The organism is Candidatus Defluviilinea gracilis (genome assembly GCA_016716235.1).
In the GTDB taxonomy this organism is placed as follows: domain Bacteria; phylum Chloroflexota; class Anaerolineae; order Anaerolineales; family Villigracilaceae; genus Defluviilinea; species Defluviilinea gracilis.
Map to the genome: position 1 here is coordinate 2,285,745 of JADJWS010000001.1, position 15,339 is coordinate 2,301,083.

Genomic DNA, 15,339 nt, shown 5'->3' on the forward strand with positions numbered 1-15,339 from the left:
GCTGTCTTATGTTCTGGATCATCGTAGCGGTTGCGTTTTGGGGCTTCTTTCATTCGGTCAATTCAACTTTTGCGGTCAAGGAATGGATCCGCCGCGCGTTGGGCGATGGCTTCATGAAGTTCTACCGCCTCGCTTTCAACGTCTTTGCGGCGCTGACCTTTTTGCCGATTCCCATCCTGTTGTTTACACTCCCCAGCCGATTGCTGTATCGCGTCCCGGCTCCGTTCATGCAGCTGATGATCGCCGGGCAGGTGTTCTTCGCCGCTTGTTTATTCACCGCTCTGTATCATTACGGTATCTTGTATTTCATCGGCTTGCGACAATTGGTTGAACTCCCCAGCGAGCGTAAACTGGTTGGAAGCGGCTCGTATGCGATCGTGCGGCATCCCTTTTACGCGTACTTCCTCTTTTTCCTCTGGCTGACGCCGGTGATGACGATGAACTTGTTGATCGCCTACCTCTCGCTGACCGCGTATATTCGCGTCGGCATTTATTTCGAGGAGCGAAAATTGCTCCGCGAGTTCGGCGAAGAGTACGCGAAATACCGGGCGAGTACGCCTATGCTCATTCCCGGCTTGAAATTTGGCAGGAACAAATCGCGTTCTCCTCTCGTTTTAGAACCGCAATCGACGGATAAGGTATAAGAAAGAGATTGATTACCTTACACTTTCAAAATCGGGACGCTGACCGCGATGCGCGCTGAATAACGCAGATTTTTCTTTCAGATCAGCGGTGAGGCTCTTTTTCGGCGCCTTTACGAAATATTCGTGAACTCGTTTTCTTAGTTGAGACTTAAGTTTGTCTGACCGGTGAAGGTATAATTTTTCACGTATGGCTTCCATTTCCAACCCGTATCGAACCCTCCCCGCATTACCGCAGATCCTTGCCGCGTTTGTCAGCGGCGTGACGTTGTTTCTTGGCATCCTCATCGCCTCGACGTTGGGATATCAACTGATGTATGCCGGGCGAATCTTCCCCGGCGTTTCAGTTGCCGGCGTGGACCTTTCCGGACTTACGCGTGATGAAGCCGCGTTGAAGTTGAACCAAACGTTATCGTATCCGATCACCGGAAAGATATTGTTCCGGGATGGCGAAAAAGTTTGGGTGGCGTCCCCAGCCGAATTAGGCATGGTGTTCGATCCCTCCTCCACAGCCGGAGCCGCCTTCCAGTTGGGAAGAAGCGGCGGGTTATTCGGTTCATTAACCGGTCAAATTCAAGCGCGCAGTTCGGGCGCGGATGTGCCCGCAGTCATCCTGTTCGACCAGCGCGTGGCGGCTCACTATCTGAGTCAGATCAGCGCGCAGATCAATCAACCGATGGCGGAGGCGAGCCTGGAACTCGAAGGGACGAACGTGGTCGCCAAAGCGGGGCAAGTGGGACGCGAGTTGAAGCTCGAGGCAACGATGGTATACCTCGGCGCGCAATTGCAAACCTTTACCGACGGCGAAGTGACTCTGGTGGTGCAGGAGATCCAACCTCAGATCCTGGATGTGAGCGCGCAAGCCGAAGCGGCGCGGCAGGTGCTGAGCCAGCCGCTTACGCTGACGATTCAAAACTCGACGGAAAGCGACCCCGGCCCATATGTGTATGATGCGCGGGTGCTGGCAAGTTTGCTCGGCGTGCAGCGCGTGCAAAACGGAGCGCAGACCGAAGTGCATGTTGTGTTGAATTCGGAGGGGTTGCGAAACCTGCTCAACCCGATCAAAGCGGAAGTGGATCGCGCGCCCTCCAACGCCAAATTCATTTTCAACGACGAAACGAAACAATTGGACAAGATGGAAGACTCGAAAACGGGTCGCGCAATGGATGTGAACGCCAGCATCTCAACCATCAACGACGCGTTATTTCGCGGCGAACACACGGTGTCGTTGGTGATCAACGAGGCTCAGCCGCAAATCCCCGGCACAGCCACAGGGCAGGAATTGGGCATCACCGAACTGATCGCCTCTGAAACATCGTATTTTTACGGTTCCAGCCAGGAGCGTATTCAAAATATCAAAGCCGCCGCCGAACGCTTTCACGGCGTGATGATCGCGCCGGGTGAAATCTTCTCGATGGGCGCGGCCATGGGCGATGTGAGCCTCGAAAACGGATTTGCCGAAGCGCTCATCATTTTTGGCGGCCGCACCATCAAGGGTGTGGGCGGAGGGGTGTGCCAGGTCAGCACCACGTTGTTCCGCACTGTGTTCAACGCCGGCTTCCCGGTGGTGGAGCGGTATTCACACGCGTATCGAGTCTCATATTATGAGATGACCGCCAGCGGCGCGGTTGACCCCGATCTGGCGGGGTTGGACGCCACCGTATATTTTCCCCTCGTGGATTTTAAATTCAAAAACGACACGCCCTATTGGATTCTGATGGAAACCTACGTGAACGAAAGCGGTCGTTCGTTGACCTGGAAAATGTATTCCACCTCCTCCGGGCGCACCGTTTCGTGGGATACAACGGGACCCGTCAACGTTGTCCCTGCGCCATCGCCCCTGTTTGAAGAGAACCCCGACCTGAGCAAGAACGAAATGAAACAGATAGATTACGCCGCGAACGGCGCGGATGTCACCGTCACGCGCACGGTGTCTCAAGATGGCGCAGTCTTGTTTCAAGATCAATTCGTCACCCACTACGAACCCTGGCAGGCGATCTGTCAATTTGGGCCCGATTCGAGAAACCCCGAAAAACTTGCGGCAGAGAAAAAATTGTGCCGCAATCCATCCACCTAGGCGGTGGTAGAATTGCCCGCGATCGAGAAATGAGGTTCCATGATTGACGCAAATCTAAAAGAAATTCTACGATGCCCAAATTGTGTCCGCTCCACTGGCGGCGAGCTTAACTTGCGCAATGACGCATGGTTTATTTGCAAAGACTGTGGCCGCAAATACCCCATCGTGGACGATATCCCGATCATGTTGATCGAAGAAGGGGATAAGTGGGTTGGCACAGCGGAAAGCGCCTTGCCGATCCCGCCTCCCTCGAAATAACGTGAACGCGCTGCAAGATCTCCTGAACGACCTCGCCAGCAAAGACGAAGCGCGGGCAGAAAAATCCATTTCGGCGCTCGTTGATTTCGGTAAAGATGCGATTCCCTCGCTTTTGAAGTTGAGCGCCTCTGCTGAAGTGGATACTCGTTGGTGGGCGGTTCGCGCGCTGTCACAAGCGCCTCATGTTTCGACGGGACAATTGCTCCCGTTTCTCAGCGATACCGCCCCTGAAGTTCGCCAATGCGCGGCACTGGGGCTGGCAGAGAAACCCGACGAAAGCGCGACCCAGCCACTCGTCCGCGCGTTGAGCGATGCCGACGCGATGGTCTGTAGCCTCGCGGCGCGTGCGTTGGTCAAAATCGGCAAACCCGCTGTCCCGTCGCTGATCGAAGCGGTGAATCACAAATCGCAAGCGGTGAGAATTCACGCCATCCGCGCGCTGGCGGAGATCCGCGACCCTCGCGCCATCCCCACGTTGATGAAGGTGATGGAGGAAGATTCGGCGCTCTTGCAACATTGGGCGAAAGAAGGCTTGGAACGACTTGGATTGGATATGGTGTATTTGAAACCGGTGTAATGAAAATGAATTTTCTAAAAAACATGAAACGCCCCTCAATGGGCACAATGATATTCTGGGTTGCCATGGCTGGTCTGGCGATCGGCGCCTTCGCGGCTGTCAAAAACCTGACCACCTGTTGGGTCTTAACTCCGCTCCCCGGCTGGGCTCCCTCAGATTGTAAAACCGTGCAGTCAGGGATAGACGGTCCCTCCCTCACGAATAGCGAAGGCACGCCTGTGCCGGGGCCGGAGAACTTGCCCGACCCGGTGATCATCCCTGCCAGCGATCTTCCGCCCGCCTGGGATGGCGCAAGCCGTATTACCGTATTGATCATCGGGTTGGATGCGCGCGATACCGATACCAGCGCCCCGCGTTCCGATACGATGATCCTCCTCACGATCGATCCGTTGACGAAAACGGCGGGCATGTTGTCCGTCCCGCGCGATATGTGGGTGAACATCCCGGGCTTTGGGTACAGCCGCATCAACACGGCGTACTCCTCCGGCGAAGGCAATAAATTACCGGGCGGCGGACCTGAACTGGCGCGAAAAACAGTGGAGCAATTTATCGGCGTGCCCGTGCAGTATTACGCGCAGGTCGATTTCAACACGTTCGTCCAATTCATCGACCGGATCGGCGGCGTCGATATTTACAATGACGAAGATTTGCGCCTCGATCCTGTGGGCGGCGGCAAGGACAAGATTCGGCTTACCTGTTGCGGTCCTCGCCACTTGGTTGGAACGACGGCGCTTGCGTATGCCCGTCACCGCAAATCTGGCGAGGGCGATTTTTCCCGCGCCCAGCGCCAGCAAAAGTTGATCCTCGCCATCCGCGACAAGGTGCTCGACCCGGCGAACTTCCCCACGCTCATCACTCAGGCGGACGATTTCTACAACGAGTTTTCGTCCGGCATCCGCACGAACATGCCGCTTGATGTGGCGATCCAATTGGCAGTGCTTGCCAAGGATATTCCACCGGATAGCATCAAGCAAGGCGCGATCGATACGACGATGGTGGCGTTCGATAACGTGATTTTGGGCGGGCAGGATGCGAGCATCATGAAGCCGTTGCCGGACAAGATCCGCATTTTGCGCGATGAGATTTTCACATCGGCTGGGGCGTTGAGTCCGCTGGCGCCGCAGAATGACCTGACCGCGTTGATGCGCCTCGACCTTGCCCGCGTCCGCGTGTTGAATGGCTCTTTTACCCCCGGGCTTGAAACCAATACCGGTAATTATTTTCTGGCGCAGGGGATGCAGGTCAAGGAAGTCGCTCCCGCCGATCGCGCCTATGACCGCACGGTGATCGTGTTGTACGCGCCAAAACTGTATACGCTCAAATACTTGCAAATGGTGTTCGGCATTACCGAGAACGCGCTGATTCAGATCAAGCCCGATCCGACGCAAACCGTCGATGTGGAGATCCGCATCGGCAACGACTGGGCGAATAACAACCCAATGCCATAACGAACCTCCCTCTTGAAAGAGAGGGAGGTTTTATTTTGGTTGTTGGAAGGTGAGTTTGAAACCGCCGAAATAATTTTCGCCCGAGGAGGTCTGGCAGGCGGGAGCCATTAACCCTGAAGCGACATCGCTCCCTTGCGCAAGTTGCACAGCATAAGCGATGTTCGGCGTCATCAGGAAGTCTGCGTAGCCGTTGCCCAACTCGGGTTTCAAGCCGGTGAAAAAGCGATCCTCGTTCGCTTCCCATGTGATTTGGATTTCCATGCCCGGCAGTTGTCTGCGGTTTGAATTGAGCACAAGCACTTGTAATAAACCGTCTGGCAGATTCGAATCGCACAAGGCTTCTTGCGCGATCAACTTGAACGGAACGCCAATCGTTGGAATTGGGGTTTGGGTCGGGCGAGGCGTGGATGCGATCGGCAGGGGCTGGGTTGGGGTAATGCCCAGCGTCGCGGTCGCAATATCTTGCGTAGGCGAGGTGGGAATTGGGGAGGGCGTGTTTGGTGACTGGGTGGGTTGGATAATTTCAACCGGAATAGTTGAGGGTGGCGGCGGCGCAACACTGATGCCGTTGCTTTGTAAAGCCGCAGACAGGAGCGCGAGTTGGTCGGCGTTTTGGAAGTCTCCGTTGGCAAGCAGGCGTTGCGCTTGCGCGTTCAACGCTTCGAGGGGATCGGCATCGTTCAGTAGGGTAAGGCGGGCTTTGGCGCGTTCTAAATTCGCTGTGTTGACATACGCGGCGGCGATGGCGGAACGGTATTGGTCTTTGAAGTCGTCGCGCAAGGCGCTGGGAACCGCGTCGACGATTTGCAGGGGCGATATCACCCACGAGTAGGCGAGCCCGGCTCCAAGTCCGAGAAGAAGCGCGAGGAAGGCGCTCCAAAAGATGCGGTTCATGGAATCCCGCTCCAGGCTTGGAGGGCGGTGACGAGTTGCTGAATCAAGACAATATCTGACTCGGCAAACCGGTTCGAGCGCGCATACTCCAACCCTTGAGAGGCGATGGATGTGGGAGATTGCGAGCCGAACATGGCAAGTTGCCGCGCTGAGATGCCAGGGTCGCGGTGTGAGTGATATGCCTCGGCAACCATCAACACGTAATCGGCTTTGAAGTCGGCGCGCAGGGTATCGGGCGTGAGGTCGAAGAAATCGACCGGGTCGATGACCCACCCATATGCAAGGCCGGCGCCGATGCCGATCACGAATGCAAGGATGATAAATAGCCAGCGATTAATTTTCATGGATAAATATCCGGGCAGGTGATCGGCGGCACCCAGAAACGCTTCCTTACCGTTGCTGTCTTTCGACCCTGGCGGGTTTCGAAAGGCTCTGCCGCGCCGGTCCTGCCCGGACGGGCGAAGGATACCCGATGTGGGGAGGGGTGTCAATTAGGGCGGCGAGGTTGTTAAAAACGAACAGCCAGCGTGATTTGTGCGCTGGCTGTTCTTCGACTTGCTCAACTATTCAAACGCGCTTGCGTATTCCACCCAAGCCAGTAATGCAGGAGATCGTTCATGAGTTGCTTGAATTCGGGGTAGCCGACCGGTTTCACCAGATAACTATTCGCGTGGTTATAGTAGGCTCTCGAAACGTCTTTTTCCGCTTCGGAGGTGGTGAGGATGATTACCGGGATCGCTTTCAGGGTTTCATCTTCTTTGATGGTTTTTAAGACGTCGATCCCGTCCACTTTGGGCAGTCGCAGGTCGAGCAGGATGATCTGGGGCCGCGATTTATTCTCGGGGTTGGAGTATTCGCCTCGGTGTTGCAGAAAATCAAGCGCCGATTGCCCGTCGAAAAAGTGTTGGACTTCGTTCGCGATACGATGCTCTTCAAGAGTGCGGATGACAAGTTCGGCGTGGTCCGCATTATCTTCTACGAGCATGACAAGGTAGGGTCTCCCGGTAATTTTCGTCATAATGTATAGCTTATTTTGGAACATTCTAACTCATTTTCGGTTTTTGGCGGCGCCTAAATGTCCCAAAATCACAACAAAACCGATAGGACAGTCGTGTTATAATTTTGACCGCAATAAAACGCTCATTCAACCTGGAGGATGTACCATGGAAATTTCGACTCAGGAATTCAAACATTGTGAAATGATCAAAGTCAAGGGACGGGTGGATAGCGCGACGGCTCCGCAACTTGCGCAAGCCCTTGAGAAAGCCAATGAGGAGGGCAAATACAAGTTGGTGATGGATATGAGCGAACTTGAATACATGTCCAGCGCGGGGTTCCGCGCCTTGCTTGCCGCGCAACGCAATGCGAAGAAATATAATCGCGGCGAGGTTGTGCTCGTCGGCGTGCCTGACCGGATTCGCGAAGCGCTTGAACTGGCCGGCTTTACAGAACTTTTCAAAACCTTTGACGACCCCCTGCACGCGGTTGGGCATTTCTAAATAGCGGAGCCTGTTCAGGTTGGAGAAAGACACGAAGGCAACGAGAGAGGAGCCGTTCTCAGCCACCGGTTGAGGCGGCTTCGGTTTTATCGGATGCAGACGGTCCAGTTCCCGGCACAGTTCGAATTCCTCGACGAGATCCGTGAATTTGTGGGAGTGATTGCCCGCGAAAACGGCTTCAACGACAAGGCTGTTTACAACATCCAGCTTGCCGCCGACGAAGCCGCATCGAATGTGATCGAACATGCCTATAGAGGGAGCGCGGATGGAATGCTCGAGATCTCCTGCGGTGTGAAAGCCGAGACCCTGACCATTGTTATGGTCGACCATGGCAAGTCCTTCGATCCTTCGGAAGTGCCGTTGCCTGATATCCAAGCCGACCTGAGTGATCGCAAAATTGGGGGACTGGGAATTTTTCTCATGCGCAAGTTGATGGATGACTTTGAATACGTTTCAAGCCCGCGCGGTAATACGCTCACAATGACCAAAAGAAAGGCATAAGGCATGAAGCAGGCCTCGTCGTCAGATTGGCGCGATCTTGCCCGTCTGGGAGAGCAACTGCTCAGCGCCGCATCGCTTGCCGAGCAGCGTAACCGCGTTGTGGATGTGGCGGCGCGCCTGTTGGGCGGCGAAGCGGAGTTGTGGCTTTCTGAATCCATTTTTCGATTGCCGAACACGGAACACGCCTCGATCTTTTCGCCCGAGCCGACAACCAAAGGCATGCAACGCGCCATGGCGGGCGGCAGGATCGTGGCAGGGAGTAAAGGCGGAAAGTCGAAAAGCGCGGCGCATCCTTCGTGGGCGTCGATTCCTCTCATCGATCGCGGCGCCGCCCTAGGGGCGATTCAGATTACCCGTCCAAAGGGGCCCGTTTTCAAGCGAGACGATATAAATCTGCTCGAAGGGTTGGCAGGCGTTGTGGCTGTGAGTCTGACCGCTTCGCACCGCATCTCGGTTGAGCAATTTCGATTGAACCAGTTAAATCTGGTGAGCCAGGTGAGCGCGCAGATCGCGAACGTGCTCGATGTCAACGAACTTTCGGAGCGCGTCACCCAACTTATTCAGGAAACGTTCCATTTTTATTACGTGGCGATTTTCACCGTTCGTGAAAATTCTTCCGCCAACCTTCGTTTCCGTTCGAGCGCCATGGCGCAGCGCAAGGGGAAATCAAAAGCCAAGGTGGCGTTGGATGTGAAGATCGGGCAGGGGTTGATCGGCGAAGCCGCGTCGGATGGCGAGCGGATCGTCGTGCCGAACGTGAAGAAAGACGCTCGCTTTCGATTCATTGAATCGTTGCCTGAAACGCGTTCCGAGGTGGTCATCCCGCTTAAGACCGAAGGGCGGGTGCTTGGCGTGCTGGATGTGCAAAGCAATCAGGTCAATGCCTTCCACGCGAACGATCTGTTGATCCTCAATGCGCTGGCAGACACGATCGCGCGCGCCATCGAAAGCGCGCGGCTCTACCGCGATCTGCGCCGCCATTCGGACCACCTTGCATTGATCGCCGATGTAGGGCGGAGCGCGAGCGCCTCGCTGGAATTGAACACGCTCATGAAGAACGTGTCGGACTTGATCCACGAGCGATTCAAGGTTCCGCATGTGCATTTATTTACCGTTCATCGCAACCGCCGCGTCATTGAATATCAGGCGGGTAGCGGCGAACGCGACGCGGGCTCGGAGGGGTTTGCGATCTCCATGGATAACTCCTTGGGCATCATCCCCTGGGTGGCGCGCGAAGGGAAGACGGTGATTACCAACGATGTGCGCAAGGATAAACGCTATGTGCCCTCGCCTTTTCCGCCGGAAAACACCAAATCCGAAATCTGCGTGCCGTTGTTATACGATGGCGAAGTGGTCGGCTTGCTCGATATTCAAGCGGACCGCTACAACGCCTTTACCGCGGAGGATAAATTCATGTTCGAGGCGGTGGCAGATCATATTGCCATTGCTATTCACAACGCCGCGCTCTATCGGTCGGAGCAATGGCGGCGGCGCGTGGCAGACAGCCTGCGCGAGGTCGCCGGCTTGATCTCGGCAGACGAAGATGTGGATGATGTGCTGGATGTGATCCTCGCCGAATTGGAACGCAACCTGCCTGTGGATGTTTCCGCGATCTGGTTGCTGGAAGACGACCAGTTGTACCTTGCCGCGAGTCATAATATCGATGAGGGTGTGCTTGAAAAAGCGTTGTATGGTTCGGTGGAAGCATACGACGGGTTGATGCAAGTCGTTCATTCTCAAAATGCCGAGATACGAAAGCCGACAGACCCGCTGTGGGTTTCCGGTATAGCGGCAGGTTTCGACCAGAGCTATTCCGCGCTGGCTGTGCCGTTGCGCGTGGGAGACCAACCCTTTGGCGTGATCACCCTCGCGCATAACGCGGCAGGCAGATATGGGCGTGAAGCGCAAGCTGTGGCTACCACGTTCGCCAGTTACGCGGCGGTCGCCATTGAAAACACGCGCTTGTACGATGTGGCGCAGGAACAGGCGTACGCGTCGGCGGCGTTGTTGCAGGTGGCGCAGGCAATCGTCAGCCTGAATGATCTCGATGAAATTCTCGGCACGATCATCCGTATCATGCCGATCCTCACCGGTGTGCAACGCGCCGCTTTGTATCAATGGGATGCTTCTCATGAGCAATTTGCGCCCACGCAAAATTATGGGCTGAGCGTCGAGGATGAAAGGCAATTCTGGGAGCGGTCGTTTTCACCGGGTGAATTTACTTTCCTCGATTTATGCCGCGGCGCCACGGGGATGTTAGCGTGTCCGCTCGAAGGACAGGGAGGGTTACAGGCGTGGTTATCAGCCAGCCCGTCGGAGGAAGCGAATCTTGCCAACCCCAACGCCTTGTTGTTCGCCGTCCCGATCGCCGTCAAGGATACGTTGTACGGCGTGATGCTCATCGAAGAGGCGGAGGGAGGATTGCGTTTCCGCGCCCGCCGCCTGGAAATCATTACCGGAATCGCCCAACAAGCCGCGCTGGCGATTCAAAACGACCTTCTGCAAAAGGAGATGGTGGTGCGCGAGCGCCTCGAAACGGAAGTGCAGTTGGCTCGCCAAATTCAGCAGACCTTCCTCCCCGACGCGCTCCCGCAAGTGGAGGGCTGGGACTTCTCAGCGCGTTGGAAAACGGCGCGCCAGGTGGGCGGCGATTTCTACGATGTGTTCGACCTGCCCAACGGAAGGATCGGTTTGTTCATCGCGGATGTGGCAGATAAAGGCGTGCCGGCGGCGTTGTTCATGGCGCTCACGCGGACGCTGGTGCGAGCCGCCGTGCTCGAGACCGAGTCGCCTGCCCAGGCGTTGGCGCGCGTCAACGAGCTTTTGATTCCCGATACGCGCCAGGGGATGTTCGTCACGGCGATTTATGCGGTGCTGGATACCGCCAGCAACGAATTAACCTATGTCAACGCGGGGCACAACCCGCCGATCTGGGTGAAACAGGATGGCTCGATCGAAAAACTTACCCGAACTGCCATTGCCCTCGGCGTTTCGACGGATCATGGCGTCGAACAGAAGACCATCCAACTGGCGGGCGGTGATAACATCCTTTTCTATACTGATGGCTTGACCGAATCGTTCAATAACGAAAGCGAATTTTTTGGAGAAGCGCGACTCATCGACGCCTTGTTGACAAATCTCTGCGCCTCGGCTTCAGATTTGATCGACGTGGTGGAAAAAGCGCTGCTCGATTTTATTCAAGATATGCCTCCCGCCGATGATTTAACGATGCTGGCAGTGAGACGGATGTGAAGCGCGGGTATTTGTGGTTGACCGGACGGTTTGTAAATAAAAAACCCGCTTCGTTCTTGAAGCGAGTTTTCTGTTCACTGATGTTACGCAGTCGGGGTTGATTCGGCTCTCGTCATGCGACATGTGGCAGATTATCAATTAAACCAAGCAATCTCTCCGCCACAGTTTGAACCATGGCGACACTGAGTCGCGGAGTTTTGAATTGCGTTTCTCAGCGTCCAAACAAGAAAAGGTCAGGTGGCGAGTTGATTTTTATCCTTCTGCTTTGACTTCCCCGGCGGTTTCGTCTACTTTTAACCCGCGCAGGGCATCGTCCAAGCTTGTCGCGTCGCGGCGCGCGCCGGTGGCGGAAGCGCCGCAGTAGGGGCAGATGTTCCACGGGAGTTCCATCAGTTTGTTGCAGTTCTCGCAGTTCTTTTTCAATTTGGTGTGACAGTTCGGGCATACCTGCCAGTCATCTTTGACGCGCCGTTCGCAACCGGGGCAGAGGGGTAAATCTTCGAGAGCCTGAAGGAGCGCTTCTTCTTCCAACGTCTTTTGGTAATCTTCTTCGAGGGTCTTCGGCGGGCGTAGGATCAAATACACGAGGATGCCCGGCAGACTCAATACGGCGACAAGAAGCGTTGCCAGGGTCTGCGCGAGCGGATCGCGCGCGCGCGTGCGGATATCGCGATACGTCCAAATGACGAGCGCGATCCATAACGCGGCGATGAAGGCGGCGCCGAAACCTGTCAAGACCAGGATAATGTTGCTGAGAAATGAGGGGTCAAGATTCATAACGTGTCGATATTTTATCTCATATTGCGAAGCGCGGGAACTTTGGGTATAAGGCAATCGCATTTGAAAATCTCGAGGCTCAAAACACGGTGTTTTGCCTTCGAATCTGCTACTCTTCGCCAATCTGCGCGAAATTTTCCGAGAAAGATTAGCGTGAATTCGTGAGGATTAGCGGAAAAAAACCAAATGCGATTGCCCTAAACTTTGGGAGGTGCAACTTTGTGTGTGGCGAAGACGCCTGTTTCGCCGCGCCCGGAAATTTCAACTGCAAGGCGAATCCATGTTCGGGTATACTTTGCCTCATTCAAATTATAGGAGTCTTACATGGAGTGGCTTTTACAACCCCAAACTTGGATCGCGTTCCTCACGCTCGTTGTGCTGGAACTCGTCCTCGGCGTGGATAATATTATCTTTATTTCGATTCTGGCGGGCAAGTTGCCCGTTGAAGATCAGTCGCGCGCCCGTACCACAGGCATTTTGTTGGCGGTGGTGACGCGGTTGCTGTTGTTGTTCTCTCTCTCGTGGATCATCAACCTCAAGGATCCCATATTTACCGTGATGGGGTATACCCTTTCCGAGCGCGACATCGTCCTTCTGGCGGGCGGCATTTTCTTGATCTGGAAAGCCACGCGCGAAATTCATGAGAAACTGGAAGGCTCCGAAGGACATGCCTCCGCCAAAGTCCATGCCTCGTTTTGGAGCGTGATCGTTCAGATCATGTTGTTGGACATCGTCTTCTCGCTCGATTCGGTCATCACCGCCGTCGGCATGGTGGATGAGTTGCCGATCATGATCGCGGCGGTCATCATCGCCGCATTAGTGATGATCTTCCTTGCCGCCCCTCTCAGCAATTTTGTCGAGGGACATCCCACGATCAAGATGCTTGCGCTCAGTTTCTTGCTGTTGATTGGCTTTACGCTGGTCGTCGAAAGTCTTGACGTGCACATCCCGAAGGGATATATCTACTTCGCCATGGGCTTCTCTGTGATGGTGGAAACGCTGAACTTGCGGATGCGCCAACGCTCCGAGCCTGTGCAACTGCGCAGTCCATACCAAGCCAGCGCTCCTGTCCCTGCGATGGCGGAGGTGTCGGCTCCAAAGACCCGTTCGGTGAAATCTATCCCAAAAAAGAAATCTACAAAGAAACGAAAATAACGTCGAATCAAAAAGGACTTCCGAGAAATACGGAAGTCCTTTTTGCACACTGCTCACTGCTCACTGCTCACTACTCACTGCTCACTGCTTTCACTTCCTCCCATCCCTCACCGCTTTCATAAACCCCACAAACAACGGATGCGGCTTCATCGGGCGCGACAAAAACTCAGGGTGGAACTGACTCGCCACCATGAATGGATGATCCTCGATCTCGACGATTTCCACCAGTTTGCCGTCGGGAGACATGCCTGAGAAAACCATGCCTGCCTTCTCAAAATCTTTTTTGTAATTGTTGTTGAACTCGAAGCGATGGCGGTGACGTTCCTCCACTTTTTTCTCGCCGTAGGCTTTGGCGGCTTTCGAGCCTTCCTGCAATTCGCAGGGATATAAGCCGAGCCGCATCGTGCCGCCCATGTCGGTGATCGCGCGTTGGTCGAGCATCAAGTCAATGACGGGATATTCCGAGCCGCGATCAAACTCAGAGGAGTTGGCATCTTCGTGATTCAACACGCCGCGCGCGAATTCAATGCACATCACTTGCATCCCCAAACACAGACCGAGATACGGAACTTTCTTCTCGCGCGCATACCGCGCCGCTAAAATTTTCCCTTCGATGCCGCGCGAGCCGAACCCGCCAGGGACGAGGATGCCATCCGCGTTTTGCACCACATCCCAGCCTTTGTCTTTTTCGAGGTCAGCCGCGTGCACCCAGCCGATCTCCACTTCCACGTCGTTGGCGAGCGCGGCATGTTTCAACGCCTCGCGCACCGACATATACGCGTCTTGCAGTTCGACATATTTTCCAACCAAGGCAACTTTCACCGTTTGCTTCGGTTTTCTCACGCGCTCCACAAGTTTCTCCCATGGCTTCATGTCCACCCTGCGCGTGGCTTTCATGTTCAACTTCTCAACGAGATAATCGCTGACGCCCGCCTTCTCCAACAAAAGCGGGACTTCATACAACACATCGCTCGTGATCATCGGCACGACGGCTTCTTTTTCCACGTCGCAGAACAGCGCGATCTTGTCGCAAATATCTTTGTCAACAGGATAATCTGAACGCGCGATGATCATGTTTGGCGAAATACCGATCGAGCGCAACGCCGCCACGGAGTGTTGCGTGGGCTTGGTCTTGATCTCGCCCGTCGCTTTGATGTACGGCAACCACGTCACGTGGATGAAGAACACGTTCTCGCGCCCGACCTCGTTGCGGAGTTGTCTCAGCACTTCGAGAAACGGCTGCGACTCGATGTCGCCAACCGTCCCGCCGACCTCGACCAGTACAATATCGGCATTCGTCTCTTTGCCAATGGACGCGACTCGCCGCTTGATCTCATTCGTAATGTGCGGAATGACCTGAATCGTCCCGCCAAGAAAATCGCCGCGCCGTTCTTTGCCGATGATCTCGGCGTAGACCTGTCCGCTGGTGAAGTTGGACGAACGGCTGAGGCGGATGTCAATGAATCGTTCGTAGTGACCCAGATCGAGGTCCGTTTCCGCGCCGTCATCGAGCACGTACACCTCTCCATGTTGGTACGGACTCATCGTGCCAGGGTCCACGTTGATATACGGATCCAATTTCTGCACGGTCACATTGAAACCTCGTTCCTTCAGCAAGAGTCCTGTCGCCGCCGCAGTCACGCCTTTGCCAACCGAAGAAACAACCCCGCCCGTGAAAAATAAATATTTTGTGGTCATAAAATAATTCTCCAATTCTCTAATCCTCTAACCTCTAATCCTCTAATTCTCCAATCCTCTGCCTCAACCCCGCCCTGCCTCCACCCCATTAAAAGAAACGGGGAGGGCGTTTCAGCCCTCCCCGTCGGGGATTGCATTTCCTGTGTGTTCTGGCAGTTCTTCGATTTCATCCGACCAGTTTCACAATATCTTCCGCGGCGCGCCGCATCTCGAGAAAGATCAAACCGAGTTTCGCTTCATGCCGCGCCATGGCAGTTAACACTGCTTCCTGCCCAATAGACGTCAACACGATCGACCCCGCATCGCCTTTGATGTACACCTGCTCCAACCCTCCGCGTCCCAACTCGTTGGAGATCCGCTCGCCGAGCGAGAGCATCGCCGCCGACATTGCCGACACGCGATCTTCCTCCACGCCTTGCTGCAAAGCCGAAGCCATGATCAACCCGTCCACAGAAACAACGGCCGAAGCCTCGATATCGGGCGCGGCGGCTTGCATGTTTCGTAATCGGTCCACGATCTGGTCGGCGCGGGATTTTGCCATAACAATTCTCCTAAAATAAAT

Annotated in this window: 15 protein-coding genes and 1 other RNA gene; 9 read left to right on the forward strand and 7 right to left on the reverse strand. The window is 55.0% G+C overall.

Going from position 1 to position 15,339, the window contains the following annotated elements; genetic code table 11:
* The first annotated feature begins 8 nt into the window (after positions 1-8).
* The 5 genes from IPM31_10710 (at position 9) to IPM31_10730 (ending at position 5,001) form a co-directional block, all read left to right on the forward strand.
* Positions 9-644 (forward strand): isoprenylcysteine carboxylmethyltransferase family protein, encoded by a 636-nt coding sequence (locus IPM31_10710; GenBank protein MBK9007452.1) that lies wholly within the window; start codon positions 9-11, stop codon positions 642-644.
* A gap of 187 nt (positions 645-831) precedes the next feature.
* Positions 832-2,718 carry a VanW family protein gene (locus IPM31_10715; protein MBK9007453.1) on the forward strand — a complete coding sequence of 629 codons (1,887 nt, stop codon included), beginning with the start codon at positions 832-834 and terminating at the stop codon, positions 2,716-2,718.
* 39 nt (positions 2,719-2,757) lie between these two features.
* Positions 2,758-2,976, forward strand: a complete 219-nt coding sequence (locus IPM31_10720; GenBank protein ID MBK9007454.1) for a Trm112 family protein — start codon at positions 2,758-2,760, stop codon at positions 2,974-2,976.
* 1 nt (position 2,977) lies between these two features.
* Entirely contained in the window at positions 2,978-3,553 is a 576-nt protein-coding gene (locus tag IPM31_10725) for a HEAT repeat domain-containing protein (GenBank protein ID MBK9007455.1), read from the forward strand.
* Between the two features lie 23 nt (positions 3,554-3,576).
* Positions 3,577-5,001 carry an LCP family protein gene (locus IPM31_10730; GenBank protein ID MBK9007456.1) on the forward strand — a complete coding sequence of 475 codons (1,425 nt, stop codon included), beginning with the start codon at positions 3,577-3,579 and terminating at the stop codon, positions 4,999-5,001.
* 30 nt (positions 5,002-5,031) lie between these two features.
* On the opposite strand, the gene IPM31_10735 is transcribed toward IPM31_10730, so the two are convergent.
* The 4 genes from IPM31_10735 to IPM31_10750 all read right to left on the reverse strand — a co-directional run bounded on the left by IPM31_10735 (position 5,032) and on the right by IPM31_10750 (position 6,913).
* On the reverse strand, positions 5,032-5,895 hold the full coding sequence (locus IPM31_10735; GenBank protein ID MBK9007457.1) for a hypothetical protein: 864 nt from the start codon (positions 5,893-5,895) through the stop codon (positions 5,032-5,034).
* Complete coding sequence (locus IPM31_10740; GenBank protein MBK9007458.1) at positions 5,892-6,239, reverse strand: hypothetical protein; 348 nt, start codon at positions 6,237-6,239, stop codon at positions 5,892-5,894. The genes IPM31_10735 and IPM31_10740 overlap by 4 nt, the downstream gene beginning before the upstream one ends.
* A gap of 9 nt (positions 6,240-6,248) precedes the next feature.
* An RNA gene (gene ffs, locus IPM31_10745) (signal recognition particle sRNA small type) lies at positions 6,249-6,347 on the reverse strand.
* A 107-nt stretch (positions 6,348-6,454) separates the two neighbouring features.
* Positions 6,455-6,913, reverse strand: a complete 459-nt coding sequence (locus tag IPM31_10750) for a response regulator (protein MBK9007459.1) — start codon at positions 6,911-6,913, stop codon at positions 6,455-6,457.
* 145 nt (positions 6,914-7,058) lie between these two features.
* Between IPM31_10750 and IPM31_10755 the strand changes: the two genes are divergently transcribed.
* The 3 genes from IPM31_10755 (at position 7,059) to IPM31_10765 (ending at position 11,147) form a co-directional block, all read left to right on the forward strand.
* Positions 7,059-7,394 (forward strand): STAS domain-containing protein, encoded by a 336-nt coding sequence (locus IPM31_10755; protein ID MBK9007460.1) that lies wholly within the window; start codon positions 7,059-7,061, stop codon positions 7,392-7,394.
* A 93-nt stretch (positions 7,395-7,487) separates the two neighbouring features.
* Positions 7,488-7,895, forward strand: a complete 408-nt coding sequence (locus IPM31_10760) for an ATP-binding protein (GenBank protein MBK9007461.1) — start codon at positions 7,488-7,490, stop codon at positions 7,893-7,895.
* Positions 7,896-7,898: 3 nt separating this feature from the next.
* Positions 7,899-11,147: a GAF domain-containing protein gene (locus IPM31_10765; protein ID MBK9007462.1), complete on the forward strand. Its 3,249-nt coding sequence runs from the start codon at positions 7,899-7,901 to the stop codon at positions 11,145-11,147.
* 252 nt (positions 11,148-11,399) lie between these two features.
* Here the strand turns inward: IPM31_10765 and IPM31_10770 are convergent, their stop codons facing one another.
* On the reverse strand, positions 11,400-11,924 hold the full coding sequence (locus tag IPM31_10770) for a zinc ribbon domain-containing protein (GenBank protein MBK9007463.1): 525 nt from the start codon (positions 11,922-11,924) through the stop codon (positions 11,400-11,402).
* Between the two features lie 324 nt (positions 11,925-12,248).
* On the opposite strand from IPM31_10770, the gene IPM31_10775 reads away from it, so the two are divergent.
* Complete coding sequence (locus IPM31_10775; protein ID MBK9007464.1) at positions 12,249-13,079, forward strand: TerC family protein; 831 nt, start codon at positions 12,249-12,251, stop codon at positions 13,077-13,079.
* A 90-nt stretch (positions 13,080-13,169) separates the two neighbouring features.
* On the opposite strand, the gene IPM31_10780 is transcribed toward IPM31_10775, so the two are convergent.
* Together IPM31_10780 and IPM31_10785 are read right to left on the reverse strand one after the other, a co-directional pair.
* Positions 13,170-14,777 carry a CTP synthase gene (locus IPM31_10780; protein MBK9007465.1) on the reverse strand — a complete coding sequence of 536 codons (1,608 nt, stop codon included), beginning with the start codon at positions 14,775-14,777 and terminating at the stop codon, positions 13,170-13,172.
* Positions 14,778-14,943: 166 nt separating this feature from the next.
* Entirely contained in the window at positions 14,944-15,318 is a 375-nt protein-coding gene (locus IPM31_10785; protein MBK9007466.1) for a roadblock/LC7 domain-containing protein, read from the reverse strand.
* Positions 15,319-15,339 lie beyond the last annotated feature (21 nt).

What these genes read in the sequence shown, in the direction of transcription:
- IPM31_10740 (MBK9007458.1), bottom strand. Translation starts at nt 6,239, where the DNA reads ATGAAAATTAATCGCTGGCTATTTATCATCCTTGCATTCGTGATCGGC.
- IPM31_10770 (MBK9007463.1), bottom strand. Translation starts at nt 11,924, where the DNA reads ATGAATCTTGACCCCTCATTTCTCAGCAACATTATCCTGGTCTTGACA.
- IPM31_10755 (MBK9007460.1), top strand. Translation starts at nt 7,059, where the DNA reads ATGGAAATTTCGACTCAGGAATTCAAACATTGTGAAATGATCAAAGTC.
- IPM31_10710 (MBK9007452.1), top strand. Translation starts at nt 9, where the DNA reads ATGTTCTGGATCATCGTAGCGGTTGCGTTTTGGGGCTTCTTTCATTCG.
- IPM31_10715 (MBK9007453.1), top strand. Translation starts at nt 832, where the DNA reads ATGGCTTCCATTTCCAACCCGTATCGAACCCTCCCCGCATTACCGCAG.
- IPM31_10780 (MBK9007465.1), bottom strand. Translation starts at nt 14,777, where the DNA reads ATGACCACAAAATATTTATTTTTCACGGGCGGGGTTGTTTCTTCGGTT.
- IPM31_10735 (MBK9007457.1), bottom strand. Translation starts at nt 5,895, where the DNA reads ATGAACCGCATCTTTTGGAGCGCCTTCCTCGCGCTTCTTCTCGGACTT.
- IPM31_10765 (MBK9007462.1), top strand. Translation starts at nt 7,899, where the DNA reads ATGAAGCAGGCCTCGTCGTCAGATTGGCGCGATCTTGCCCGTCTGGGA.
- IPM31_10785 (MBK9007466.1), bottom strand. Translation starts at nt 15,318, where the DNA reads ATGGCAAAATCCCGCGCCGACCAGATCGTGGACCGATTACGAAACATG.
- IPM31_10720 (MBK9007454.1), top strand. Translation starts at nt 2,758, where the DNA reads ATGATTGACGCAAATCTAAAAGAAATTCTACGATGCCCAAATTGTGTC.
- IPM31_10760 (MBK9007461.1), top strand. Translation starts at nt 7,488, where the DNA reads ATGCAGACGGTCCAGTTCCCGGCACAGTTCGAATTCCTCGACGAGATC.
- IPM31_10730 (MBK9007456.1), top strand. Translation starts at nt 3,577, where the DNA reads ATGAAACGCCCCTCAATGGGCACAATGATATTCTGGGTTGCCATGGCT.
- IPM31_10775 (MBK9007464.1), top strand. Translation starts at nt 12,249, where the DNA reads ATGGAGTGGCTTTTACAACCCCAAACTTGGATCGCGTTCCTCACGCTC.
- IPM31_10750 (MBK9007459.1), bottom strand. Translation starts at nt 6,913, where the DNA reads ATGACGAAAATTACCGGGAGACCCTACCTTGTCATGCTCGTAGAAGAT.